This is a genomic window from Bacillus songklensis (genome assembly GCF_042649685.1).
Lineage (GTDB): Bacteria > Bacillota > Bacilli > Bacillales > Bacillaceae_H > Bacillus_BA > Bacillus_BA songklensis.
Genome location: NZ_JBHRZT010000070.1, coordinates 25,861 through 51,176, shown reverse-complemented (window position 1 = coordinate 51,176; position 25,316 = coordinate 25,861). Strand labels below are relative to the sequence as shown.

Genomic DNA, 25,316 nt, shown 5'->3' with positions numbered 1-25,316 from the left:
TGATCTACATAGGAGAAAACAAAGGAGGAGAGCAGAACGATGAAAAAACGAAGTAAGTTATTAGATGGAATCCTGATTGGAGCTTTAGTAGGTGCTGCGGTATCGATGTTCGATAAAACCACACGCGAGCGGGTCATAAGAGGCGGTAAGAAGGTTGGAACACAAGTGGCGGAAGTGGTTAAGAATCCAAAACAAACCCAGCAAGTAATGAAGGAGAAGTTCAATGAATTGAAATCAACGGTTGAACATATCTCTGAGGACGTCTCTTTTATAGCCGGGAAAGTAGAGGAGTTGCGGGAAGTAACGCCGCAAGTAATGGATATTGTAAAAGAAACAAAAGATGTTTTCACAGCGAAGGATTCGAAAGAACATTCTCTCCACTAAGAGAGGTGAACATATGGAGAATATAAACGAAACGAATTCCCCTTCCTGGTTGAAAGAATTGGTATGGCGATTTCAACGTGATGAAATTTCAAGGCTTGCAGCAGAGCTGGCTTATTATTTTCTCCTTTCCTTATTTCCGTTTTTAATTTTCTTGATTACATTGATTGGCTTCTTTCCTTTAGAACAGAAAGACGTATTAAATTTAATAAGTGAATTTGCTCCAAAGCAGACGATGAAAATGATTGAAACAAATGTAAACACCATTATTGGTTCACATAATGAAGGTCTTTTATCGTTTGGGATCATCGCTACTATTTGGTCTGCTTCTAACGGAATTAACGCTATTGTAAGAGCTTTTAACCGTGCGTATGAAGTGGAGGAGAGCCGTTCTTTTATTGTGGCTAGAGGAATGGCGGTAATGTTGACGACGGCCATGATTTTTGTCATTATAACAGCTTTACTACTCCCTGTTTTTGGGAAAATGATCGGCTTGTACTTATTTTCGACATTTGGCTTATCGGTTACTTTCTTAGCCATATGGTCGGCTTCCCGCTGGATTGTTAGTGCCATTATCTTATTTATAGTTTTCACAGGGCTGTATTATTTTGCGCCAAATAAACATTTAAAGTTAAAAGAAGTAGTAAGGGGATCTGCCTTTGCTACCTTTGGATGGATGATTGCTTCCCTTGCTTTTTCGTATTACGTCGGTAATTTCGGGAATTATACAGCAACATATGGGAGTTTAGGGGGAATCATCATTTTAATGGTTTGGTTATATATATCAGGGATGATTATCGTGATAGGGGGAGAAATCAATGCCATTTATTATCAAAAAAATGTTATTCCCCATGAGTGATGAACACATATTACCACTCAATACATACCGTCAAAACAGCCATACTATATGATGTAAGGGATACTTTTTTAGGAGGCTTATATCATGACAAAACATACAAAAAAAGGCGGCAGCCACAACAAACAAAACAGCAAACAAGGTTCTAAAAATAAAACAAGCGGCAGCGCAAACGGGCAAAACGGCTATCATTAAAAAAACAGCTTAGGGTTCCCTAAGCTGTTTTCGCTTATTTCAGCAGGCGCAGGCTATTTAAAATGACAAGAATGGTGCTTCCTTCATGTCCGATGACACCAAACGGCAAGTCAAGAAATTGAAGGAAATTAGAGCATATGAGCAGAATGATCACACTAATGGAGAAAATAATGTTTTGTTTAATGATTTTGTTCATTCTTTTTGACAATTCCATGGCTTCTGCAATCTTTGATAAATCGTTTTTCATCAGGACGATGTCAGCTGTTTCCAATGCTACATCTGTTCCTTCTCCCATGGCAATTCCGACATGAGCGGTTGCCAGGGCAGGAGCATCATTGATTCCGTCTCCAACCATTCCTACCGTCTCAAATTTCTCCTTTAAGCCTCTTACTTTATTGACTTTTTCTTCCGGCAGGCATTCCGCTTCATACTGGTCAACATGGCATTCTTTTGCAATTGCTTCTGCTGTTTTTTCGCCGTCTCCTGTCAGCATGACCGTATATACACCTAGGCGTTTAAGGTGCTCGATGGCTGAAGATGTTTCATCGCGAACCACATCTTTTAAGGCCAGAAGACCGACAATTCCTTTTGGATCTTTTGCAAATACGATTGTTTTACCTTCCTCTGCAAGTTTTAGGGCAATGGAATGGTGAAAGGAGAGAGCTTCCTCTTTTCCCACGAATTCAGATTTGCCAACTTTCCATTCTTCCTGTTGGACAGAACCGATGACACCCCATCCAGGCGCATCTTCTAAATAATCGGGCTGCAACAATGGTTTGCTCCCTTTTGCTTTGGCGTGTTGTACGATGGCCTGTGCCAGCGGGTGGTTGGATTGTCGCTCAATAGAAGCAATCTTTTGCAAAAAATCAGCTTCGTCTATGTCCGAGCGTACTACTACGTTTGTTACTTCCGGTTTTCCCCTTGTCAGTGTTCCTGTTTTATCAAGAGCAATGGCTTTTAGATGACTTAACCGTTCTAAGTGAACTCCGCCCTTAAATAAAATACCTTTTCGAGCTCCGTTCGAAATGGCTGACAAGGAAGCCGGCATAATGGAGGCAACAAGGGCACAAGGGGAAGCAACAACGAGTAAAATCATGGCTCGATAAAATGTTTCGGTCCAACTCCACCCTAATAAATAATGAGGAAGAAACATCATAATCGCCACAGTTGCAAGAACAATTTTCACATAGATTCCTTCAAATTTTTCAATAAAAAGCTGAGAAGGGGACTTTTCACTTTGAGCGCTTTGAACAAGCTGGATAATCTTCTGGAACAGTGTTTCTTGGGATTCTTTTGTAATTTCGACTGTAATGGCTCCTTTTAAGTTGACGGTGCCTGCAAATACTTCATCATTGCCAGATTTAAAAACGGGTACGGATTCACCTGTGATGGCAGCCTGATCAATGGTTGTTTCACCTGTTGCAATGAGGCCGTCTGAAGGAATGCGCTCCCCCGGTTTCACGAGAATCCGGTCACCGATTGAAAGCGCAGAAACATGAACAACTTCCTCTATTCCGTGACGGATTCGCGTTGCCTGTTCAGGCTGGAGTTCCATCAAAGAAGTAATCTCCCGGTGACTTTTATTCATTGTATATGTCTCAAGGGCACCGCTTAAAGCAAAGATAAAGATTAGCATCGCTCCTTCCACCCAATAGCCGATGATGGCAGATCCGATGGCTGCAAAAATCATCAGCATTTCCACATTTAGCTCTTTATTTTCAATTGTTTCTTCAATGCCTTCTTTTGCTTTGGCATATCCGCCAATAAGATAAGCTGATATGAACAATGTTACAGCTAACGTTGAATGAGCTCCTTTTGAAACGATCCATCCTGCTAAAATGAGAATACCGCATATCAAAGTGGCAATTAGTTCGCCATGTGTAGAAAGGAATATAGAAAGAGAAGAAGGCTGTTCTGCTCTTTTTCTCCTCTCCAGTACGTTTGCTTCCATATCCATCACTCCTTTTATTTATTGTATAAGAAAGTATAGATTGTGCTTTGGAACTGTCTAGCTGCGGCTCCTAATCTTTCGGTCGCCTGCGCTTTTCTTAGTGTCTAGTTCCGCAAGCTATCCTCTACGGTCACTTCACCACCTCCTACGGAGTCAAAAAGCGACTTCTCGTCGGTGGTTCCACTGCCCTATGAGCATGAGCAAGCTTGCTTCACTTTTCTTAGTAATTGAGAATTAGAATCACAATCATTACTCCTAAAAAAGTACGAAAGCTGCCATCCATACAGATAGCAGCATATTTCTTTACCATATTTTATTATTTATTAAAATTATACCATGCTGTATAGGAGTTGAAAAAGATTATTTTCAGTTAATATATGATTCAAAAAGCTATAGGTGATAAGAAAAAAAAGAGGCTGGCTCCAAAGCGTAAAGAACTCGCTAGTGGGGCCGCCTCTTAAGAATGGAACATATATATAAGGGAGAGAAATTCCTGGCTTACCAGTTGAATCATTCGTACGCTCGGCAGCGGTACGAGACTGGAAGCACTATTCTACGATTTCTTCGTGATGGTAATACACAGCGTTGTAAATATGCTCAATATCGGCATCTGTCATGTACATTAAAGTTTCCTGATCAAACTCTTTCACCTTTGCTATAAACTCCACCATGTTTTTCCGTTCTTGTCGACTCATTGTTAATCGCTCCTCTCAATTTCTTACTGTTTTAATACAGTTTATTATTGTTAATTGTATTATATAACAGATTTTTGTTTTTGTGCTCATTTTTTTAAAAAATAGGCCAAAATTTTTAAAGAGCTCGTTCCTGTTTACTCTTTAATAGGAACGAGCCCGTTTTGTCTAAAGGATATTAATGCGATAAGAATGAGCAGCAGCATGAAGCTGATGACGTAAAAAAAGCTGGCATTAGGTGAGAATTGAATAAACAAACCTCCCATATAGGGGCCGAGGATACTTCCCATACTGAAAGCTATACCGCACATGAGGTTTCCGGCGGGCAGTAAAGCTTTTGGAAGTAAATCCGTCATATAACTAATTCCCAGAGAAAATGTAGAACCGACCAACATACCGGAAATAAATAAACAAATGATTAAACCGATGACTGAATGTTCTATAAAACTGGCGGATAAGAATGTAAAAAATCCTGAGGCCATCACGAAAACTAAAATGTTTCGTCTTCCGTATTTATCACTCAAAATGCCAAGAGGTAATTGGAAGACAATGCTTCCTAATGCGAAGGCAGGCAGGATAATGGATACGTGTTCAATTGTAATTCCGTTTCGCAAAGCGTAAACCGGAAAGTTGCCGTGAAGTGAAGCTTCTAAAAAACCATATCCAAAAGGCATTAGGAGTGAAATCCATCCGTACTTCATCACTTTGCCAAAGCGTTTCATTGTACGGAAAAAAGAAGGAGAATGATCATCTTGTTCGGGATATTCGTTTTTCAACCACACAATGAGTGACCAGGCAATCAGACTTGCGATGCTCGTGATGATAAATGGGAGAGCGGGATGGATGTGCAAAAGCGGTGCGATGGCAGGCCCAAGCGCGAATCCTACTCCAAACGAAATCCCATAAACCGATAAATTGCGTCCAAGCTTATTGCTGGGTGAAGAAGAGGTAATCCATGTTTGAGTACCAAAATGCAATGCATGGTCTCCAATTCCAATTAGGAATCGTAACACAAACCAAAACCAAAACGATTTCCATAAAGGAAAAGAGAAAAGGCAAAGTACAACAAGTAAGCCTCCATACAGAATAAATGGTTTGTACCCGTATTTTCTCAAAGGATATTCCATAAAAGGAGAGGCAATCAAAATACCGATATAAAGAGCGGTAGCATGTAGTCCATTAAGAGAAGAAGATATCCCTTCTTGTTCGAAAATAATGGAAATAATGGGCAGCAGCATCCCCTGTGAAAAACCGGAGATGCCTACAAGTACTACTAATATCAAAAATCGTATTCGATTGATTGTCATCACGATGTCCTCACTTGTTCATGATGGTTATCCCGTCTAACGGACAGTAAGATTTCACTGATAAAAGTTTAGCTTTATCCTTTTTGATGGTATCGGTTGTTATACAATTTGGCAAGGTTTTTCCGAGAAGGAGGATTTGTTTTATGATTTGTATGAAGACAAAGGTTGTGCTATAACAAAGGAAAGAAGAAGGGGTGAGAAACATAACATGGAATTCAAGATGAAACCGGAAGTAGGGTTTACAACACAATTGTCATATGGGGAATTGCATATTGCCGGAGATGAGGAGTACGGTTTTCGTCCATATCAATTAATGGTTGCATCTATTGCGGTGTGCAGCGGGGGAGTATTACGTAAAATTCTGAAGAAGAAACGTCTTGAAGTGGACGATATAACCATTCGTACGGAAGTCGTTCGTAATGAAGAAGAAGCAAATCGCGTTGAAAAAATCCATATTCATTATCTGATTAAAGGCCAGAACTTACCAAAGGAAAAAATAGAGCAGTCGTTAGAACTTGCCCGCAAAAATTGCCCAATGGTTCAATCGGTTATCAATAGTATTGAAGTAACAGAGAGCTTTGAACTTGTCTGATTATATGATTTATCCATAAGCAGTTGCCAAGTTCCCTTGCAGGCTCTTGTCAACCGTTTATACAAAGACCTTTGAAGGCATTTTCAGAAGGTCTGGATCATCGGGATAGCAAATATCCAATATCCCAGAGATTGATGTGTTAGAAAATTAACGTGGATTTTATATAGAAAGCTCCACTTTTGTCATTGATTAGAGGCTTATGGGACAGCCTCTTTTCTTATTGGAGTAATTGCGGTTTGCTTCCCGCTTTCTCATAATAACGAATGGTTTGAGGCATAAGCTGAAGCAGTATATATTCAGGATCACCTGGTCCGTTAATCCATTCTTTTAAGTCTTTGCTTTTTCAGCTCTTCTGATATGTTTTCAACCCCTCTTTTTTCAAATGTCTATCATTAATCTTTCTAATTGAAGGGGGGGTAAACATAAAAATGGAAGGGGAAAGGAATAACATGTATTCAAAATGTTTATAAGTAAAGAAAAAAGGAAATAGTTAAAAAGATAATTTCATGTAAATTATTCCAAAAAACTCTATCTGCAGTGGTAATATATTTTTATAATACAAATGTTAAAAATGAAAAAAGGAAGGTATTCTACTATGGTTAACAAGGTGTTTTTTCTGGCGGTGTTAATCGGTGTTCCTTTGTCTGTTATAGGGAGCTTGATGCACTGGTCACCTGTTCTGTTGTTCATTATTTACTGCCTAACAATTATTGCGCTGGCAAGTTATATGGGAAGAGCAACAGAAAGTTTAGCAGTGGTCGCAGGACCGCAAATTGGAGGATTATTGAATGCTACATTTGGAAATGCGGTAGAATTGATCATTTCCATCTTTGCGTTAAAAGAAGGGCTTGTAGAAGTTGTTTTGGCATCTTTGACGGGTTCTGTTCTAGGAAACTTACTGTTAGTAGCAGGATTATCATTTTTTGTCGGCGGATTAAAATATAAGCGTCAGGCATTTAACGTATATGATGCACGGCATAATGCGGGGTTATTGATTTTTGCTGTTATTGTGGCCTTTGTTATCCCGGAAGTGTTTTCAATTGAGATGACCGAAGGGGAAACATTAACGTTAAGTATCGGGGTTTCCATCATTTTAATCGCTCTTTACCTAGCAGCTTTATTTTTCCGTTTAGTTACGCATCGAGGTGTGTATGTACATAAAAGTGATACAGCAGAAGAACATGAAGAAGCAGAGTGGGGCAAGGGAAAGGCTCTTATCATTCTGGGAGCAGCTACCGTTGCGGTGGCCTACGTATCTGAAAACCTTGTGCATACATTTGAGGTTGTAGCAGAGCGATTTGGCTGGAGCGAGTTATTCATTGGGGTTATTATTGTGGCCATTGTAGGAAATGCAGCAGAGCACGCTTCTGCCATTATCATGGCATACAAAAACAAGATGAACGTTGCCGTTGAAATCGCAGTTGGCTCTACACTGCAAATTGCTTTGTTTGTAGCACCGGTTCTTGTCCTGGTTTCCTTAATGTTTCCGACGACGATGCCTCTTGTCTTTACTCTGCCGGAGCTCATTGCAATGATCGCATCCGTCTTACTAATGATCATCATTTCCAATGACGGGGATACAAACTGGTTTGAAGGAGCTACACTTCTTGCTGCATATGTTATTATGGGAATTGGATTTTACTTGTTATAGAAGAAAAAGGAGCTAACTCAAAAGTCTCCAGAGGATGATAATAATCCATTTTTCGGCGATGAACCTCACCGAAATCCATGATTTTCTTGGATTTTTGATGACGGTTCATCGCAGGAGGGTGTCCCAACTTGGGGCACCCTCTTTTTTACAGCTTACTAAGTATTAGAAAGATTTCTCCTCTGTATGGATATGTGTGCTGGTAATCAAATCCCTCCTTTTTCTTGAAAAGATGTATGAAAACTATATGGTAATTTTGGTTTGAATATTCTTAACTTTTGGCAGCGTTTTCATTTTTCTTCGAAAATTCAAGTAACTCTACCATAAAAATAAGGATAAATCAAAACCCTTTTGAAAACACTATATATGATAATTCGAGTGGAAAGGAGTTCACATATGCTGCGGAAGGTTTCATTGGCTGTTCTTGTTCTTTCTTTCTTATGTATCATGCCGTTTTCATCGTATGCCAACAATCAAACAAATATTGCCTCTTCCGTAAAGGTACCTAACTCAGCTTTAAATATTTCAAAAGAAAATACATATCCTAATGCTTCACAGGATATGCCATATTTAGAGCCGAGTGAGTTGGCAAAAGAATTAATCGGCACCTCTAATGTAAAAATCGAAAACCCGGACTTAATCCGAATGCTCAATGAGTCGACGATTTCTAAATCCATTTTAGCTTTCGGCTCACGGGCTACTATTTATTTGGGACAGTGGCCATTAAATTACGAGTCGTCTGAGACAAATACGAATTGGGAATATCAAAGAATCAATACGAATCTTTTTGATAACAGGGGAGGGAAAATACCTTATCAGATTCGCTATAGACAAGAAGAACAAAAACAAATTAAAGGCGGTTTAACAGCAAGTGTTCCAAATGCAGAGCATGTAAAGCAAATGATGTTATTAAAAGCGATGGACAAAACGAATCTGCCTTTGGCTTTTACAACAGTAATAGGGGCAGGGACAAAAAAAGATCAAGTATATAACGTACCTCCTAAAAAAATAGGGTATTTATATGGATATGCGCCTGCCGTAAATGAAAAGGGAAAAGTCACATATGGTGAAGTGTATCTTGTATTAAAAGGCACAAAACATTCGATTGTGGTAAAAAACGTGACTTCTCAGGGGATTGGAGCCTGGATTCCAGTACAGGATTATGTCTCTTTTAGCTTTGGCGTTTACGACCAGCCTAGATAAAGAAGAAAAGAGTTCTGCTCGTTGTGCAGAACTCTTTTTCACCGTGTAAGAAAGTACAAATTGTGTTTTTGGAATTGTCCAGCTCGGAAAGCCAAACCGTACGGTCATTTCACTCCTTCCTGCGGAGTAAAAAAGCGGATCCTTCTCAGAAGTTCCAATGCCCCATCGGTTTAAGCGGGCTTTCTTCGCTTTTCTTATGTTACTTGTACAATACAAGGTTGGATTTCTTTTTAGTAAAATCCTCGGCCGGATAATAGCTGTTTTTGACCAAGATATTTGGTCCCAGGCATTGTACGCTCGGACAATGGCAACTTAACTGCGCAGAAAGGGAAGATTGCTGCCAATTGTCGAAAGCTTCTTTTAATGTACAGTCCTTAATATTTCCTAACGGGGGAGCATCTCCGAAATCTGTCACAATGATATCGCCATTAAAGATATTCACATTTAAACGAGAGCGGCCGTCTGGATCGTTTCGAACAGTGACATTTTTACTTGTGTGCAGGCGTTTTAACAAGCTCAGGTCTTCTTTGTTCTGGCTGCAAGGATAAAACGGCAATGTTCCGAACAGCATCCAGACCTTTTCATCCCTGATATCCAGAAGGTGATGAATAGCCAATCTTATCTCTTCAAGTGAGAGTGTTTCGAGCGTACTGGCAAAGTCGCTTGGATACATCGGGTGGACTTCATGACGCTTACATTCCATTTCCTCCACAATCTGGCGATGGATTTTTTCGAGGTGAGGAAGGGTTCGTTTGTTCAACATTGTTTCAGCAGATACCATCACTCCGGCTCTTGATAAAGCCCGGCTGTTTTCAATCATTCGCTCAAAATAGCTGGCACGCTGTTCGTAAGTCGGTTTGCGTTCCATCATCGCAAAGCCACCTTCCACAAAATCCTCCATTGTCCCCCAGTTATGAGAAATATGTAGAACATCCAAGTACGGAATAATCAATTCGTAGCGTGATAAATCCAATGTTAAATTTGAATTAATTTGCGTACGAACCCCGCGTTCACGGGCATACTTTAGAAGAGGAACTACGTAGTTTTTGACAGATGACATGGAGAGCATCGGTTCCCCGCCCGTAATGCTTAATGAACGTAGTGTCGGGATTTCTTCCAGCCGCTTTATGAGCAGCTCAACAGGAAGAGCGGAAGGGTCTTTTGACTGCAGTGTATACCCGACAGCGCAATGTTCACATCGCATATTACAAAGAGTCGTCGTTGTAAACTCAACGTTCGTCAAGGTCGATGTTCCATACTCTTGTATGTCTAAATAAGCTTCCCATGGATCATAGGACGGATTAATTGGTTGTAGGGGTAAAGTCTTATTCATTAAGATGCTCCTTTAAATAGAATGACAACACCGCTTATTATGGAATTTATTAATGAAGGTTGTCAATTATGAAATGATTCGTTAGGATAAAATAGGAATTGTATCAGTGAAGAAATTACCTGCATGTTAGACGGGATCAGTGAGAAAGGAGCGGTTGCTTGTGGGAAATGCAGTTCGAGATAAAGAATCTCAAGTAAATTATTTAAAACAGCGATTAAACATGTTTTTAGATGTATTAGATGCGATTGAGCCTGAACATACAGAGTTAGAGGATATCGACCGTCTTATTAAAATGATTGATGATCTAGAAGAGAAATGCGAACAGTTTAAAAAAGATTGGTAAAAACAAAAAGTCCCAGCATGGGACTTTTTGTTTTTACCTTTCGCTCTAAAATTCAAAAGAGTATAATATGAATGTAGATTACATATATAACACGAACAGGGGATTGGGAAGGAGAAAGACGGATGGAACAGTTAAAACAAAGTATGTATGAATTAATCGTAGAAACATCAACAAAATTGCCAAGGGATGTTCGTCGTGCAATTGCTGAAGCAAAAGCAAGAGAAAATGCAGGAACACGTGCTGCGATGTCATTATCAACCATTACAAATAATATTGCGATGGCAGATGAGAATATTTCGCCAATTTGTCAGGATACAGGGTTGCCGACATTCAAAATCAAAACACCAATTGGTGTTAACCAATTAAAAATTAAAGAAGCCATCTATTGGGCTATTGCGGAAGCGACGAAACACGGCAAGCTCCGTCCTAACTCGGTTGACTCGCTTACAGGGGAAAACAGCGGAGATAACTTGGGAGCAGGTACACCTGTCGTTAAATTTGAACAGTGGGAAAAAGATTATATAGATGTACGCCTTGTTTTAAAGGGAGGCGGCTGTGAAAATAAAAATATTCAATACAGCTTGCCATGTGAGTTAGAAGGATTAGGGCGTGCCGGACGCGATCTTGATGGCATCCGAAAATGTATCCTGCACTCCGTTTACCAAGCACAGGGCCAGGGATGCAGTGCAGGATTTATTGGCGTAGGTATCGGCGGTGACCGTACGTCTGGTTATGAATTAGCGAAAGAGCAACTGTTCAGAAGTGTAGACGATGTCAATCCAAACGAGCAGCTAAAAGAACTTGAAGAATATATTATGGAAAATGCCAACAAGCTTGGCATCGGTACGATGGGATTTGGCGGTGAAACGACCTTGCTTGGCTGTAAAGTTGGCGTTATTAACCGTATTCCGGCAAGCTTCTTCGTGTCGGTCGCATACAACTGCTGGGCATTTAGACGCTTAGGGGTTAAATTGGATGCACAAACAGGGGATATTCAAGAGTGGTTCTATCAGGATGGTGAACATATTGACTTCTCTAAATCTAAAGAAGAGAAAGCAGAAGCCTCTTCTGAAACGAGAGAAGTGGTGCTGCAAGCCCCAATCACGGAAGAACAAATCCGTGAACTGAAAGTGGGAGATGTTGTACGTATTAATGGAATGATGTACACAGGCCGTGACGCCATTCATAAATATTTAAGCGATCATGATTGTCCGGTAGACTTAGACGGTCAAATTATTTACCACTGTGGTCCGGTTATGTTAAAAGATGAAGATGAGAAATGGCATGTGGCGGCAGCTGGCCCGACGACAAGTATTCGTGAGGAGCCCTATCAAGGAGATATTATGAAGAAATTTGGCATTCGTGCTGTAATTGGTAAAGGTGGTATGGGACCAAAAACATTAGCGGCGCTAAAAGAACATGGCGGTGTATATTTAAATGCAATCGGCGGGGCAGCACAATATTATGCAGACTGTATCAAGTCCGTTGAAGGCGTGAACTTCATGGAATTCGGTATTCCAGAGGCTATGTGGCATCTGCGTGTGGAAGGCTTTAAAGCAGTTGTGACAATGGATTCACATGGTAACAGTTTACACAAAGATGTTGATCAATCATCTCTGGAAAAACTGGCACAATTCAAAGAACCTGTTTTTAAATAAAGTAAAACTTTCATTTTTTCATCCTTAATGTTTCATGTGAAACATTAAGGATTTTTTATTGACTTTATTAAAGCTCCATATTGACTTTTTGAATTTTGCGCGTATTCAGGTAAAATACCCATTCGGTACATTTTTAGCTAAGGTTGAATGAATGGCTCACTGAACGCTAATGCGCTATTTTTTGGATGGAAAACAATACAGGGGATGAATCCGTAGGTGACACACAAACTAAAAACAAAAAGCAAGAGAGGTGACACCCATGTTTAAGCGCATCTCTTTTTTATGTGCTACTATATTGATGAGTTTTCTTATATTTCAAGGCTGGTCAGAGGCCAGTACCTATTCCAATAAATCGTTACATTGGGGATTTAGTAAGAGTAAAAATCACGAACCGGCATCAGCCGGAAAAGAACTGGATGAGCTGTTGGCAAAGTATGATTCCTTTTATATTGGTCATACAAAAGAAAAGCATATTTATTTAACATTTGATAATGGTTATGAAAACGGCTATACAGAGAAAGTGCTGAATGTATTAAAAGAGAAAAAAGTACCTGCTGCCTTTTTTGTGACAGGCCATTATTTAAAAGATCAGCCTGACTTAGTTAAGCGAATGGTAAGCGAAGGGCACATTGTCGGCAACCATTCATGGCATCATCCTGATTTAACTCAAGTCAGTGATGAGCGTTTAGGAGAAGAACTGAAAAAAGTAAAAGAGGAATATAAAAGGCTCACAGGTCGAGATGATATGAGATATTTACGGCCGCCAAGGGGAATCTTTAGCGAGCGAACATTGGCCCTATCCAGACAAGAAGGCTACACGAATGTCTTTTGGTCGTTAGCTTTTGTCGATTGGAAAACAGATCAACAAAAAGGATGGAGATATGCTTACGATAATATTATGAGGCAAATCCATCCGGGATGTATTTTATTGCTTCATACTGTCTCAGGAGATAATGCTGAAGCACTCGGAAAAGCTATTGATGATTTACGTAAAGAAGGCTATGAATTTCACAGTTTAGATGAATATATACTAAACGAAGCAAAGGTGGATCCTATTCTGTTTCATCAAAGATAGAAATATGCATAAAAGAAACTGACAGGGTATTTGAAAAGGAGAAGCTCTTTTTGGATACCCTTTTTCACATGGTATAATGAGAGCAAAAGAAGGAAAAGGATGAAAGATGTGTGGAAACGAACAGTTAAGCTAACACCGCCTTATGATTTTGAACGTGTAATGGAAAGGTTGGCTCTAGATCCTTTGAATAAAGTGGATAAAAAGGAGAGTATAATGTGGGTACCCCTCTATATAGACCGGAAACCTGTGGTCATTAAACTTAAAAGTATAGGAACGGTTGAAAAACCCGTTTGTATGGTCCAAGCCTGTCAAAAGGTTGGTGAAGAGGCGGTATTAAACGAATTAAAGCGCATTTTTCAATGGAATGTATCCTTGTCCAGAGTAAATGCTCATTTTGCTCATACACACTTAGCCCCTTTATTCGAGGAGCACAGTGGAACACCGCTTGTCTTAGAATTCGACTTATACCGCTGCTTAGTCAAGTCCATCATTCACCAACAGATAAATTTAAAAGTTGCCCATACACTGACAGAGCGCTTCGTTCACACGTTTGGCAAACAAATGGACGGGGTATGGTTTTATCCTTTACCGGAAGAAACGGCTATGTTAAGGTATGAAGATGTTCAAGCATTAAAATTCAGCCGGAGAAAGGCTGAATATATAGTGGATCTTTCTGTCCAAATTGCAAGCGGGAAATTGGATCTAAATGAACTCCATTCGGCATCTGATGAAGAAATCATGAAGAAACTAATTAAAGTGCGAGGGATTGGACCATGGACGGTCCAAAGCTTTTTGATGTTTGGTTTAGGACGGGCGAATATGTTTCCTTATACTGATGTAGGCTTGCAAAATGCATTGCGGCAGCTGTTTGCTTTAGAGAAAAAACCGACGTTAAATCAAATGCAGCAATGGAGTACAGAGTGGCATCCTTATTTGAGTTATGCTTCTTTATACTTGTGGAGAAGCATTGAAAAACGAACAAGCTGAGGGTTAAGAGATGAATAAAATAAATACAGGCATTAAAATGAAAAAAGGTCAGGTAGTTCTGTTAACAATTAAGAGACTTGGAATTAATGGTGAAGGTGTAGGCTATTACAAAAAGCAAGTAGTATTTGTTCCAGGAGCTTTGCCAAATGAAGAGGTATTCGTTGAAATAACGAAGGTACAGCCTAATTTTGCAGAAGGAAAAGTAAAACGCATTAAAACAAGATCTCCCGAGCGAATTGAGCCCATATGTCCCATTTATGAAAAATGTGGAGGCTGTCAACTGCAGCATTTAACATACGAATCACAGTTAAAACAAAAGAGGGACATTGTAATCCAGTCATTTGAAAGGCACAGTTCATTAAAAGAACTGGAAAGAAGGGTATTAAACACGATTGGAATGGAAGAGCCATGGAATTATCGGAACAAAGCACAGTTTCAAGTTGGAGTACAGAATCAAAAAGTCATTGCAGGGCTTTACGGGTTAAATTCACATCAGTTAATCGATATTGAAACATGTCCAATTCAGCACAGTGCAACAAACAAAGTTACCAATATGGTCAAAACAATCTTACAGGATTTGCGTATTCCGATTTACGATGAGCGAAAACGAACAGGTATCATTCGCACGATCATTTCGAGGGTAGGGTTTGAAACAGGGGAAGTACAAGTCGTGTTAGTGACAAGTCAAAAGGAAATTCCTCGGAAAGATATATTGGTGGAAGAAATAAAAAAACGCCTGCCTGAAGTGAAATCCATTATGCAAAATATCAATGGACAGAAAACGTCTCTTATTTTCGGTGACGAGACCGTTCCTTTATCTGGAGAAGAGGTTATTCAGGAAGTGTTGGGCGATCTTTCATTCGAGCTATCAGCAAGGGCCTTCTTTCAGCTAAATCCTATTCAAACAGTAAAGCTTTATGATGAAGTAAAAAAAGCAGCTGGCTTAACAGGGAATGAAAGGATTGTCGATGCATATTGCGGAGTGGGAACAATTGGTTTATGGCTTGCAAAAGATGCAAAAGAAATTAGGGGCATGGACACCATTGCAGAATCCATTGAAGATGCAAAAAAGAATGCCCAAAAGCATGGGTACCACAATGCAAAATATGTGGTAGGAAAGGCTGAACACTGGCTGCCGAAGTGGGTAAAAGAAGGCTGGAAGCCGGATGTCGTAGTAGTAGACCCGCCTCGTACTGGTTGTGATAAGGAATTGCTCAAAGCGATTTTAAACGTAAAGCCGGAAAAAGTAGTTTATGTATCATGTAATCCGTCTACATTGGCAAAAGATGTGGAAAAACTAACGAAATTTTACCGGGTCGAATATATTCAACCTGTGGATATGTTTCCTCATACAGCTCATGTAGAAGCAGTGACGCGACTTATTCGTAAATAATTTTTAAAAGAAAGTGGTTATCCCACTTTCTTTTTTTATTGAGACATCACTGCTGACAAGAGTTGAGAAGAACATTGATTATTTTAGAACATATTGATGGGGTAAAAGAACATTTTTTGGATTCTACGTATTTAAAAAGGAAATGTAAAGGGAGGATGTCAAACGTTAAACAAATAAAATGAATTTATCCACAAGAAAAGTAAGTAGGGAATCCTTTATAAAAAGGATATCAACATATTTATTCACATTATCCACAAAAATAGGAGGAAATACTCAAAAAAATTATACACTAACGAAACCCTATCATGATAAGGAATAAATAAATTATCCACATTATCCACAATAATGTGGATAAGCTGTGTGTATATATTTAATTTTTATAAAAAGTGTGAATATATTGTGAACAACTTAATTAAACAGTGTAAAACCACAAATTTTAATTTTGTTGTTCATTTATCCTGTTTTAAAGGGCGGTAAATCCTAGTTTCTTAAGTAGGATTTACCGCCCGTGGGAACTTAATTGATTTGGATATAGTTAAGAAGCAAAGACTAACTACGCAACGTTCTGTTGCAACGTCTTTGCTCACACGCCCTGTATGTCGTCAACTTATCTTTTATTGTTTTGCATTCCATGAACACGGTTATCTGCTGCTTGGGATCTTGCTAATGCTTCTAGATCCTCATGGTCTGCGTGTTCCATTGAAAATTCAACATCAAGACCATCAGCTTTATCACCTTTTAAATTCTTTGGTACTTGAGGCAATGTTGCTTTATTTTTATCACGACTTCTTCCACCGCGAGATCTGCCCATTAGAAAGCCCTCCTTTAATACATATGAACGATTGTTCATATGTATTTTGTGTAGATAGGAGGACTGTATGTATGAAAGATATTGTCAGCTTAGTGTCTCGCTTTTTTGGCTGTGTATCCGCCGGCTTGATCTGCCATTTTAAAATCACGGGCATAAGATACTTCCTGGGAGCTGCTTAACGTATTTTTTGTTTTATCCCGTTTCTTCTTTTCACTCATTTGTATCCCTCCAATAAAAGTGTGATAAATCTTTACATTTCCTATTTTGACCAATCCGTTTTCTTTTCAAACGAGCCATTCGAAATTTTCTGCAACAGGAGGGCGTAAAAAACCTCTTTCCCCACACGGAGGAAAGAGGTTTTTTACGCTTCTTTGAGATGCTCTTCTTGAAGTTCTTGCCCATTACGCATGATGTATAATGTGTAAAGGTCTTTTGAAATTTCATACAAATTATAAACATCGCCTTCTTGATTGATTTCTTCATAAAGGCTTTTTCTTGTTTCATTTGCCAACGTTACATAAGGCAGTTTTTCCGCTGCTTTCATGGAACGAGCATTTACCTTTCGGATACGCATGAAAATGCGCTCAATGCCCAGCTCATAAAATAGTTCATTAAAGAACGCTTCTTTTGCTACTTGGTTATATCCTTTCCCATGAAAAGGTTTGCCTAACCATGTGCCAAGGAATCCTGCATTGTCTTCGACGTCAAATAGGTTAATGGTGCCGATCGGATTACCCCACTCGTCTGTGATGGTACGAGAAATTAGTTCGCCATGTTCTTCCGCTTCGATTGTCTGTTTTGTCACGAACAAAAATTCTTCGTAAGAATGGGCTTTATGACGAACAAAAGGGAAGACATCCGGGTGCACCATTAGTTCGTATAAAGCCTGGCAGTCATGTAAATCACGTTTTTTCAACATAATATTCCCCTCCTATCGAGGGCAGACCACGACTGTTGGCTCTCCACACCCTCGAAATTTTTTATAAAAGATCAAAAAATTTCGGGGTGGGAATCGAACCCACTAGAACCAGTATTTACTGGTGGCGCACCATTTGCCTTCCCATTCAAAGTCAACAAATCTATTTGAATGTTTTATCCAATTGTAAGCAACTCTCAATTAAAAAGATAACTCTTACCATACGTATCATACTAAAAAATAATTAAAAAGGAAATAGGTAATTTGTTAATTTTTTTTAAATAATATTTTTCCATTAATCATCGTTAAAACCGGTTTAGCCAAATAATGGAGCGGATGATGGCTCCATAAGACAATGTCTGCATCTTTGCCTTTTTCTAAGCTGCCAATTCGATCATCAACCCGCAAGTTTTTAGCCGGGTTGATTGTAATTCCTTCCAGTGCTTTTTGTTCATCCAATCCTTCCCGAACAGCAAGAGAAGCACAAATATTCAGATACTGGATAGGTGTATAAGGGTGATCGGTTGTAATGGAAACTTCAACCCCATGTTCCACCAGAGTTTGATATGTCTTCCAGCTTTTATTTTTCAGCTCGATTTTAGAGCGCCTTGTCAAGGTTGGCCCCACGCATACTTTTAAGTTTCGGCCCTTTAACTCTTCTGCAATTAAATGCCCCTCTGTACAATGCTCAATACGAACATCAAGATCAAACTCATCAGAGAAGCGCAAGGCTGATAGAATGTCATCAGCTCTATGAGCATGGATCCGGACGGGTATCTCCTTTTTAAGTGCCTGAATAAGGGGTTTGATCCGCAGATCTTCTACATTATCGCAATATTTAGCACTATAGAAGGCCTCGCGAAGCATCCCCATAATCCCCATGCGTGTAATGGATTCTTTATTGCCGTTACTGTGAATACGTTTTGGGTTTTCTCCTAAGGCAATTTTCAGTCCTGCTGTTTCTTGGATGATCATGTTTGAAATATTTTTACCTGTTGTTTTGATGACTGAAGTAGTACCTCCAATTACGTTAGCGCTCCCCGGCATAATATGCACGGTGGTAATACCATATTGGATGGCATCTTGAAAGCCAGGGTCAAGCGGATGGACACCGTCGAGCGCACGAATATGAGGAGTGAGAGGGTCAATGGTCTCGTTGGCATCATTTCCCGCCCATCCGGTCCCTTCGTCATAAAGCCCCAAATGCGTGTGAACATCAATAAATCCAGGAAAAAGGTATTGGTTTCGGCAATCGATGATCTCCATCTCTTCTGATGTTTCAATATGGCGATTTATTTCTTTGATTTTCCCATCCTCAACAAGCAAGTCGTGATTTGACAAAGGAGGGGACGTAACAGGATAAATTGTTGCATTTTTAAATAAAACCTTTTTCATACTAAACTCCTATCTACAGCTGCAAACTTTATAATCAAGTCGAAGTTCTATCAGAGAAGGTTATTTTTCTCCGATGACTAGTTTGTTCTTACAGGCGTTCAACTATGTCTAAAAACAATTCTTAATGCCCATTAGAACGGTATAAATGTGTTAATGCTCCTTCTAGTTTATCATATGTAAATGAATAGTGATGGTCGCATAATTTTTGAGGTAAAACACGTTGTCCTTTTAAAATTAACATGCTCATTTCCCCTAAAAGTATGTTAAGGGCAAAGTCAGGTACTGGCAGCCAATGAGGACGGTTTATGACTTTGGCGATGGTTTGCCCAAATTCCTTCATTGTAACGGGGTGGGGAGCCGTAACGTTAATCGGTCCTTCAAGATCTTCATGTTCGATGATAAAAGCCATAATACGGACAACATCTTCAATATGCACCCATGACATCCATTGTTCTCCAGAACCGACTGTTCCTCCTGCAAATAATTTATACGGAAGGATCATTTTAGGAAGAGCTCCTTCATTTTGCCCCAGGATAATGCCAAAGCGGGTAAGGGAGGTGCGAATTCCGTATTCCTTTGCCTTTAGAGCTTCTGCTTCCCATGCTTTGACGGTAGAGGCGAGAAAATCATTATTCTCGGAAGGGGATGCTTCTGTAAACGTTTCAGTTGTCGAGGTCCCATAGAATCCGACTGCACTTGCATTGATAAACACTTTTTTGGAAGAGGTCTTCATCATTTTAACAAGCTTTTGGGTTGTCGACACCCGGCTTTGAATGATCGCTTTTTTCCTCTCCTCGGTCCAGCGGCCGCTGTTTAAGGAAACACCAGCAAGGTTAATGACAACATCTGCTTGTTGAACGTACGGCAAGGCATGTTCCCAATCCACATAATGTAAACGACCGGATGAAGGGCGGGGATTTCTTGTTAGGATCCATATGTCATGCTGTTGATTCAAAAAGAACGATGTTAACACCTTACCAACAAATCCTGTACCGCCTGCAATGACAATTTTCATTTCCATCAGCCTCCTGCTTATCGTCTCTTATAAATAGTTCAGATGATGTATATAAACGTTGAAACATCTTTTTGTATTGTATAATCTTAATAATAAGGTTTAAATCAATCGTAATTTAAAGGGATTAATCGGAAGAAATGGGATGTTTTTTATGCCAATTATTACTAAAATAACAACTCAAGCGAAAAATAGTGAAAGGTACAATGTGTACCTTGATTATGGCAAAGGGGAAGAATACGGTTTTAGTGTTGATGAATACGTTCTGGTGAAATTTCAGTTAAAAAAAGGAAGAGAGTTGGACGAACTTGACTTAACTGAAATTCAATACGCCGACGATGTGAAAAAAGCGTATAATCTAGCCCTGAATTACTTGTCATACCGGATGAGATCCAAAAAGGAAGTCCATACTTACTTAAAATCAAAAGGGATAGGGGAAATGATCATCCAAGAAGTGTTACATAAACTCGATGATCAACGCTATATTGATGATTTAGAGTTTGCCAAAGCCTATGCACGTACTCAAAGGAGTACAACCGTAAAAGGACCGAATCTCATTCGGAAAGAACTAAAAGAAAAAGGGATTGCTGACGAGTATATTGATATTAGTTTAATGGATTTTTCCGATAATGAGCAACTTCAAACTGCAATTAAAATTGCAGATAAAACAAAAGGGAAAAATCAAAAGCTATCCTCATCGGCCCTCAGGCAAAAAATTGAACAAACATTGCAGCAAAAAGGTTACTCTTTTACCATCATTCAACAACTTTTTCATGAATGGGGAGTGGAAAAGGAAGAAGATGCAGAGTGGGAAGCGTTGAAACATCAAGGCCTAAAAGCGCACCGCCGCTACGAGAAATATGAAGGATGGGAATATGAACGGCGGATGAAACAAAGCTTATATCGAAAAGGGTTTGCAATTGAGGATATTAAACGGTTGTTAGAAGAGCTAAAAAGTGAAGAGTAATGGAATTGGACAATTTGACCCCAAGGAATTTATCCACCTTGGGGTCAAACTGCTATTGGATGATGATATCTTCATTTGTATGTTGCTTTTCATAAATAAACTTAGCGATGTCGCTTGCTGGTTTTAAGCGGCTCTTATCTTTTATATGGTCTGTTTTATCCCAAAACGGCGTATCCATTCCACCCATGTACGCGCCAATAATGGAAAGGCGGGTATCGGCATATTCCTTTTGTAAGCTTTCGGTGAAGCCGCGCACAGCAAATTTGCTGGCTACATATACCGATTCATTGACCTTGCCCCGTAATCCCGCTGTGGAGACGATATTAATAATCTTTCCTTCGGGCCTTGAAAGAAGATGTTCAATCAGTGCTTTAGTAACATAAATGGTCCCTTTTACATTACTGTCAATCATCTCTTCAATTTCTTCATGACGCAAGCGGTGAAAATGACCAAAATGTCCTACCCCTGCATTATTAATTAAAATATCGATCGTATGGGTTAATAAAAGTTTTTTAACGGCTTTTTCCGGGCTGCGGATATCGAGCTGCTGAATATGGGCGGTCCCGCCTAGCTGCTTTATTAAGTGTTTGGTTTTTTCAAGCTTTGATAATGTTCGACCCGCTAAAATAACCTGATGGTTGTCTTTAGCATAAAGGAGAGCCAATTCTTTTCCCAACCCCGTACCTGCTCCTGTAATCAATACCGTTTTCATGCTTTATCACCTTTCTTTCCTTTTTCAACATAACTATTTTTAACGGTGGATGCAAGTGCAGGCAATATCTTTTGTTTTTTCGATTGTTTTCGTATACTTAAGATGATAAGGAACGAAAACTAACACCGCGGCGTCCTGTCGCAACGTCTTCGCTAGCACGTCCTGTGCATCAAAGGGGGAACACATATCATGCAAGAAAAACGATACAGCGATATGAAGGAATGGGAGTTGAAACAAGAAATTGGTTCACTGCAGGAAAAAGCAAGAAAAGCGGAACAAATGGGAATGGTGAATGAATTTGCTGTGTTTGAACGTAAAATTCTTCTTGCTAAAGCCTACTTGTTGAATCCAGACGATTTTCAAGCAGGGGAAGTATATGAAATTGAAGGGGACCCTGGTAATTATTTTAAAATTGATTATATAAATGGTGTCTTTGCATGGGGCTTCCGCCTAGGGGGAAACATGAAAGAAGAAGCGCTGCCGATTTCAATGCTGAAAAAGTGAGGCTGTCCCATAAGTCTCCAATCGATGGCAAAGGTTGATCTTTACTGAAAGGGCCCGTCACGGTATTTTTTTATTTTGCCGTATTTTCATGACGGGTCCTTTCAGGAGGATGACTCAATAGGTATGTCTTTTTATACCTTTTGAGTCATCCTCATTTCTTATGAATAGTTAAGAACGTTTGCGGGTTTCGCGTTTCAAGATAATTAAGTCTTGTGTCAGCCGCGTTTCTCCGTTTGCCTGAGAATGTGCATGTTTCGGATTTGCCCATGGCTGCTGAAAGGGATTGGAATAAAGATTGTCATAAAATCTTTTATGTGTGTGTTGGCCCAAACGAAACACCTCCAAATGGAATTGCTTTTCTATTCGTCTGTTCGTTGATTAGAAGCACGCATTCTTTCTTGAGGGTGTGTATTAATGGTACCGTTTGCTCGCATAGAGGCAAACTCTGCTTTTGCGCGGGGTTCACCTTCTAGTTTCTGGTTATTTTGGTTTGGAAAACCTTGTGCTTTATTACGCATTACAATCCTCTCCTTTTCAAGAGGTTATCATCAGTACGTGCATTGATATGCACGTATCAATAGTATGATTCAAAAGAGAATCACTATGTAAGCTTGCTTTGATACATTATTGGCAAAAGAGGTGAAAAATATGGAGGATACATTTAAGCGGCTTGCCGATTTGTTATTGGAAAAAAATGATTCACTATCTTACGGTCAGGCCCGTACATGGGTGGAGCTACTATGGGAAGACTTTGAAAGCACGTATGCAAAAGCGGGGCGGACATACAGAGGGCCGGAAGTGACAGAACAAATTGTCAGAAGATGGATTGAACAGTATGGTTCCAAACTTCATGAAATGAAAACGGAAAATCCTAAATATAAACATTTAATCAATCGCAATGACCATCTCACCCATTAAAAAGCTAAAACATTTTTACAATGAAATGGACCTTCCTTTCTAAAGGAAGGTCCATTTCATCTTTAATTGGGTAAATAGTCCAGCTTTTTTCTGAGCTTTTGCTCACTAAAAATCCAGCCTGTATAGGAGCTAATGATATTTAAGTTATAATCCAGCTGAACAACCGCTACAAATGGATAATAATCTTTACTACGATAGCGCAAGTCGATAAACCGCACCTCAATATGGTCATTATATTCCTCAATTTCCCAGCGATATACAGGTGAAAAAGAGAGAAAGGCTGATAAGTTATCATCCTTTTTGGCAGCATGGATGATGTCGGATTCCGGAATTGGCACTTTATCAAATTGATCGTAAACAATGATTTCGTTTTTGATAGCGCGTCCCACATAAAAATGGTTTTTGGCTGTAATCGCCAAATGCCAATGAGAAAAGCGCAGTGTTGGTGAAATAATTAAGTTGGTGACATCGGGGATTTTATCATGAACGGCTTTGGCCACTTTGCGCTGCATCCGAAAGCGTATAACATAATAAAGGAAAAGAATCGCATAGACGATTAAAAAGGTATAACCGGGATGCGCCCCTAATCCCCATACGATAATTCCCGCAATGTGAACAAGAAAGATAAAAGGGTCGAACGTGTTAATGATGCCAAGTGCAATCCATTTCTTTGTAAAAGGCCGGAGTGCCTGAGTTCCGTATGCATTAAAAATATCGACAAACACATGAAAAATAACAGCTACAAAAGTCCATATCCATAAATGTAAAAGATTGGCGGTTGGAAAAAAGAATGTAATTATTAGAATAATGAGTAACGGCCATAACATCACGGCAGGAATGGAATGAGTGATGCCGCGATGGTTACGAATATATGTCGCGTTGTTTTGCAATTTTAAAATGGTATCTAAATCAGGGGCAAGTGAGCCGGCAATTGCACCAGCCATGATCGCTTGAGCAGTAGCAGGGTGTGACGCGGCAACCGGATCGAGGGTGGCCAGTCCTCCCAATGCAATTCCCATCACGATATGAGTACCAGTATCCAAAGGCAAAACCTCCTTTTCTACTCTTTGTCACTTCTCCTTATATGCTTGTGGTTTATTCCTTTCTAACGGGCAGCAAGAACCCTACTTCTTTAAGCAGGGAATAACAGCACATAAGAATTGAATTGGTTCAACTAACCATCACTAGAGGTCATAACTGTACTGATGGAAGGTTCATCTTATTATTGGTAAATTCATTCCTGTTTAATTAAACTAAAGAAGATTAATGAACTAATGACATAATCTATATTTATAGTAATACCTCGGAGGATATAACGTGAAACAAAGTAAAGATATTGTAAATCATTTTAACATAAATCAATTTCAACATGATTTAATTTCATGGTTTGAAAAAGAACAGCGTACCTTACCATGGAGAGCCGATCAGGATCCATATAAGGTCTGGGTCTCTGAAGTAATGTTGCAGCAAACGAGGGTAGATACTGTCATCCCTTATTTTAATAACTTCATTCAACAGTTCCCGTCTATTGAAAGTTTAGCAAATGCTGATGAGGAGAAAGTCTTAAAAGCGTGGGAAGGGCTCGGCTATTATTCGCGTGTCCGTAACTTGCAAGCGGCAGTTAAGGAGGTTCATGAGAACTATGGAGGGAAAGTGCCGAATACCCGTGAAGAGATATCTCAGCTGAAAGGAGTCGGTCCTTATACGACAGGAGCCGTTTTGAGCATTGCTTACGGCGTTCCGGAGCCTGCGGTAGATGGAAATGTGATGAGGGTTTTATCGAGAATTCTTTCCATATGGGAAGATATAGCGAAGCCAAAGACAAGGAGGTTGTTTGAAGAGGTCGTACGCTCAATTATTTCAAAAGAGAACCCTTCTTTCTTTAATCAAGGTCTAATGGAATTAGGTGCGATTGTATGTACGCCTACTTCTCCCTCTTGTTTATTATGTCCTGTTCGTGAGCATTGCCGGGGATTTCATGAAGGCGTTCAAGACCAGCTGCCGGTGAAATCCAAAAAGAAATCTTCTAAAACGGTTCAATTAACAGCCTCCGTTTTAACTAACGAGGATGGAAAAGTGTTGATTCATAAGCGGCCCGGTACAGGTTTGCTAGCGAACCTATGGGAATTTCCAAATGTAGAGGTGACAGAGGAAGCGGGTTCAGAACAAGAACAATTCCTTGCATATTTGCAGACGCATTATCGGGCGAAGGCTGATTTGCAAAAGCCTTTTGCTACCATTCAGCATGTTTTTTCCCATCTTGTTTGGAATATTCAGGTGTATCGGGGAACATTAGAGTCTGAAGTGGAGCAAACGTCAACCATTAAATTAGTGGATTTTACAGAATTGGAGAATTATGCATTTCCTGTTTCGCATCAAAATATTCTGAAAGTCTATAAAGAGGTTGAATCAAAAGCATAAAGAACATGGTCCCGATTCAACCTTCTGAAAATGAACCGTCATGATA

Annotated in this window: 27 protein-coding genes; 14 read left to right on the top strand and 13 right to left on the bottom strand. The window is 39.6% G+C overall.

The window, feature by feature from the left end:
* The first annotated feature begins 39 nt into the window (after positions 1-39).
* Positions 40-384, top strand: a complete 345-nt coding sequence (locus ACFOU2_RS18445; RefSeq protein WP_377917734.1) for a YtxH domain-containing protein — start codon at positions 40-42, stop codon at positions 382-384.
* Positions 385-397: 13 nt separating this feature from the next.
* Complete coding sequence (locus ACFOU2_RS18440; RefSeq protein WP_377917732.1) at positions 398-1,240, top strand: YihY/virulence factor BrkB family protein; 843 nt, start codon at positions 398-400, stop codon at positions 1,238-1,240.
* 226 nt (positions 1,241-1,466) lie between these two features.
* Here the strand turns inward: ACFOU2_RS18440 and ACFOU2_RS18435 are convergent, their stop codons facing one another.
* The 3 genes from ACFOU2_RS18435 to ACFOU2_RS18425 form a co-directional block, all read right to left on the bottom strand.
* On the bottom strand, positions 1,467-3,389 hold the full coding sequence (locus tag ACFOU2_RS18435; protein WP_377917730.1) for a heavy metal translocating P-type ATPase: 1,923 nt from the start codon (positions 3,387-3,389) through the stop codon (positions 1,467-1,469).
* 542 nt (positions 3,390-3,931) lie between these two features.
* Positions 3,932-4,078, bottom strand: coding sequence for a BH0509 family protein (locus ACFOU2_RS18430; RefSeq protein WP_377917728.1), 147 nt, complete (start codon positions 4,076-4,078; stop codon positions 3,932-3,934).
* A gap of 134 nt (positions 4,079-4,212) precedes the next feature.
* The gene (locus ACFOU2_RS18425; protein ID WP_377917726.1) at positions 4,213-5,382 is read right to left on the bottom strand and encodes an MFS transporter; all 1,170 of its coding nucleotides are present in this window, start codon (positions 5,380-5,382) and stop codon (positions 4,213-4,215) included.
* 208 nt (positions 5,383-5,590) lie between these two features.
* Here ACFOU2_RS18425 and ACFOU2_RS18420 point away from each other — a divergent pair, with 208 nt between their 5' ends.
* From ACFOU2_RS18420 to ACFOU2_RS18410, 3 genes are all read left to right on the top strand, one after another.
* Positions 5,591-5,974: an OsmC family protein gene (locus ACFOU2_RS18420; RefSeq protein WP_377917724.1), complete on the top strand. Its 384-nt coding sequence runs from the start codon at positions 5,591-5,593 to the stop codon at positions 5,972-5,974.
* Between the two features lie 595 nt (positions 5,975-6,569).
* Positions 6,570-7,625, top strand: coding sequence for a calcium/proton exchanger (gene cax, locus ACFOU2_RS18415; protein WP_377917722.1), 1,056 nt, complete (start codon positions 6,570-6,572; stop codon positions 7,623-7,625).
* 444 nt (positions 7,626-8,069) lie between these two features.
* On the top strand, positions 8,070-8,825 hold the full coding sequence (locus ACFOU2_RS18410) for a YfkD famly protein (RefSeq protein WP_377917844.1): 756 nt from the start codon (positions 8,070-8,072) through the stop codon (positions 8,823-8,825).
* Between the two features lie 199 nt (positions 8,826-9,024).
* Here ACFOU2_RS18410 and yfkAB read toward each other — a convergent pair whose 3' ends face one another.
* A complete protein-coding gene (gene yfkAB / locus ACFOU2_RS18405; RefSeq protein WP_377917720.1) occupies positions 9,025-10,158 on the bottom strand; it encodes a radical SAM/CxCxxxxC motif protein YfkAB in 1,134 nt (377 codons plus the stop codon).
* A gap of 160 nt (positions 10,159-10,318) precedes the next feature.
* Here yfkAB and ACFOU2_RS18400 point away from each other — a divergent pair, with 160 nt between their 5' ends.
* The 5 genes from ACFOU2_RS18400 to rlmD all read left to right on the top strand — a co-directional run bounded on the left by ACFOU2_RS18400 (position 10,319) and on the right by rlmD (position 15,614).
* Positions 10,319-10,501, top strand: coding sequence for an SE1561 family protein (locus tag ACFOU2_RS18400; RefSeq protein WP_377917718.1), 183 nt, complete (start codon positions 10,319-10,321; stop codon positions 10,499-10,501).
* A 122-nt stretch (positions 10,502-10,623) separates the two neighbouring features.
* Positions 10,624-12,159, top strand: coding sequence for a fumarate hydratase (locus ACFOU2_RS18395; RefSeq protein ID WP_377917716.1), 1,536 nt, complete (start codon positions 10,624-10,626; stop codon positions 12,157-12,159).
* 298 nt (positions 12,160-12,457) lie between these two features.
* Positions 12,458-13,234, top strand: coding sequence for a delta-lactam-biosynthetic de-N-acetylase (gene pdaA / locus ACFOU2_RS18390; RefSeq protein ID WP_377917842.1), 777 nt, complete (start codon positions 12,458-12,460; stop codon positions 13,232-13,234).
* Positions 13,235-13,342: 108 nt separating this feature from the next.
* Positions 13,343-14,221 carry a DNA-3-methyladenine glycosylase family protein gene (locus ACFOU2_RS18385; protein WP_377917840.1) on the top strand — a complete coding sequence of 293 codons (879 nt, stop codon included), beginning with the start codon at positions 13,343-13,345 and terminating at the stop codon, positions 14,219-14,221.
* A 10-nt stretch (positions 14,222-14,231) separates the two neighbouring features.
* Positions 14,232-15,614, top strand: coding sequence for a 23S rRNA (uracil(1939)-C(5))-methyltransferase RlmD (gene rlmD / locus ACFOU2_RS18380; protein ID WP_377917714.1), 1,383 nt, complete (start codon positions 14,232-14,234; stop codon positions 15,612-15,614).
* Between the two features lie 607 nt (positions 15,615-16,221).
* Here the strand turns inward: rlmD and ACFOU2_RS18375 are convergent.
* The 5 genes from ACFOU2_RS18375 to ACFOU2_RS18355 form a co-directional block, all read right to left on the bottom strand.
* Complete coding sequence (locus ACFOU2_RS18375; protein ID WP_377917712.1) at positions 16,222-16,425, bottom strand: YfhD family protein; 204 nt, start codon at positions 16,423-16,425, stop codon at positions 16,222-16,224.
* Positions 16,426-16,514: 89 nt separating this feature from the next.
* The gene (locus ACFOU2_RS18370; RefSeq protein ID WP_377917710.1) at positions 16,515-16,643 is read right to left on the bottom strand and encodes a YfhE family protein; all 129 of its coding nucleotides are present in this window, start codon (positions 16,641-16,643) and stop codon (positions 16,515-16,517) included.
* 143 nt (positions 16,644-16,786) lie between these two features.
* On the bottom strand, positions 16,787-17,344 hold the full coding sequence (locus ACFOU2_RS18365) for a GNAT family N-acetyltransferase (RefSeq protein ID WP_377917708.1): 558 nt from the start codon (positions 17,342-17,344) through the stop codon (positions 16,787-16,789).
* Positions 17,345-17,608: 264 nt separating this feature from the next.
* Positions 17,609-18,736, bottom strand: a complete 1,128-nt coding sequence (locus ACFOU2_RS18360) for an amidohydrolase (RefSeq protein ID WP_377917706.1) — start codon at positions 18,734-18,736, stop codon at positions 17,609-17,611.
* 121 nt (positions 18,737-18,857) lie between these two features.
* Complete coding sequence (locus tag ACFOU2_RS18355) at positions 18,858-19,751, bottom strand: TIGR01777 family oxidoreductase (RefSeq protein ID WP_377917704.1); 894 nt, start codon at positions 19,749-19,751, stop codon at positions 18,858-18,860.
* A gap of 151 nt (positions 19,752-19,902) precedes the next feature.
* Between ACFOU2_RS18355 and recX the strand changes: the two genes are divergently transcribed.
* Positions 19,903-20,715 carry a recombination regulator RecX gene (recX, locus tag ACFOU2_RS18350; protein ID WP_377917702.1) on the top strand — a complete coding sequence of 271 codons (813 nt, stop codon included), beginning with the start codon at positions 19,903-19,905 and terminating at the stop codon, positions 20,713-20,715.
* 52 nt (positions 20,716-20,767) lie between these two features.
* Here recX and ACFOU2_RS18345 read toward each other — a convergent pair whose 3' ends face one another.
* Entirely contained in the window at positions 20,768-21,427 is a 660-nt protein-coding gene (locus tag ACFOU2_RS18345; RefSeq protein ID WP_377917700.1) for an SDR family NAD(P)-dependent oxidoreductase, read from the bottom strand.
* A gap of 189 nt (positions 21,428-21,616) precedes the next feature.
* On the opposite strand from ACFOU2_RS18345, the gene ACFOU2_RS18340 reads away from it, so the two are divergent.
* Positions 21,617-21,931 (top strand): YfhH family protein, encoded by a 315-nt coding sequence (locus tag ACFOU2_RS18340; protein WP_377917698.1) that lies wholly within the window; start codon positions 21,617-21,619, stop codon positions 21,929-21,931.
* A gap of 168 nt (positions 21,932-22,099) precedes the next feature.
* Here the strand turns inward: ACFOU2_RS18340 and ACFOU2_RS18335 are convergent, their stop codons facing one another.
* Positions 22,100-22,261: a YpzG family protein gene (locus tag ACFOU2_RS18335; protein ID WP_377917696.1), complete on the bottom strand. Its 162-nt coding sequence runs from the start codon at positions 22,259-22,261 to the stop codon at positions 22,100-22,102.
* A gap of 29 nt (positions 22,262-22,290) precedes the next feature.
* Positions 22,291-22,449, bottom strand: coding sequence for a small, acid-soluble spore protein K (locus ACFOU2_RS18330; RefSeq protein ID WP_377917695.1), 159 nt, complete (start codon positions 22,447-22,449; stop codon positions 22,291-22,293).
* A 130-nt stretch (positions 22,450-22,579) separates the two neighbouring features.
* Between ACFOU2_RS18330 and ACFOU2_RS18325 the strand changes: the two genes are divergently transcribed.
* Complete coding sequence (locus ACFOU2_RS18325) at positions 22,580-22,849, top strand: YfhJ family protein (protein WP_377917693.1); 270 nt, start codon at positions 22,580-22,582, stop codon at positions 22,847-22,849.
* 62 nt (positions 22,850-22,911) lie between these two features.
* Here ACFOU2_RS18325 and ACFOU2_RS18320 read toward each other — a convergent pair whose 3' ends face one another.
* Complete coding sequence (locus ACFOU2_RS18320) at positions 22,912-23,892, bottom strand: metal-dependent hydrolase (protein ID WP_377917691.1); 981 nt, start codon at positions 23,890-23,892, stop codon at positions 22,912-22,914.
* A gap of 274 nt (positions 23,893-24,166) precedes the next feature.
* On the opposite strand from ACFOU2_RS18320, the gene mutY reads away from it, so the two are divergent.
* Complete coding sequence (mutY, locus tag ACFOU2_RS18315; RefSeq protein WP_377917689.1) at positions 24,167-25,270, top strand: A/G-specific adenine glycosylase; 1,104 nt, start codon at positions 24,167-24,169, stop codon at positions 25,268-25,270.
* The last annotated feature ends 46 nt before the right edge of the window (positions 25,271-25,316 follow it).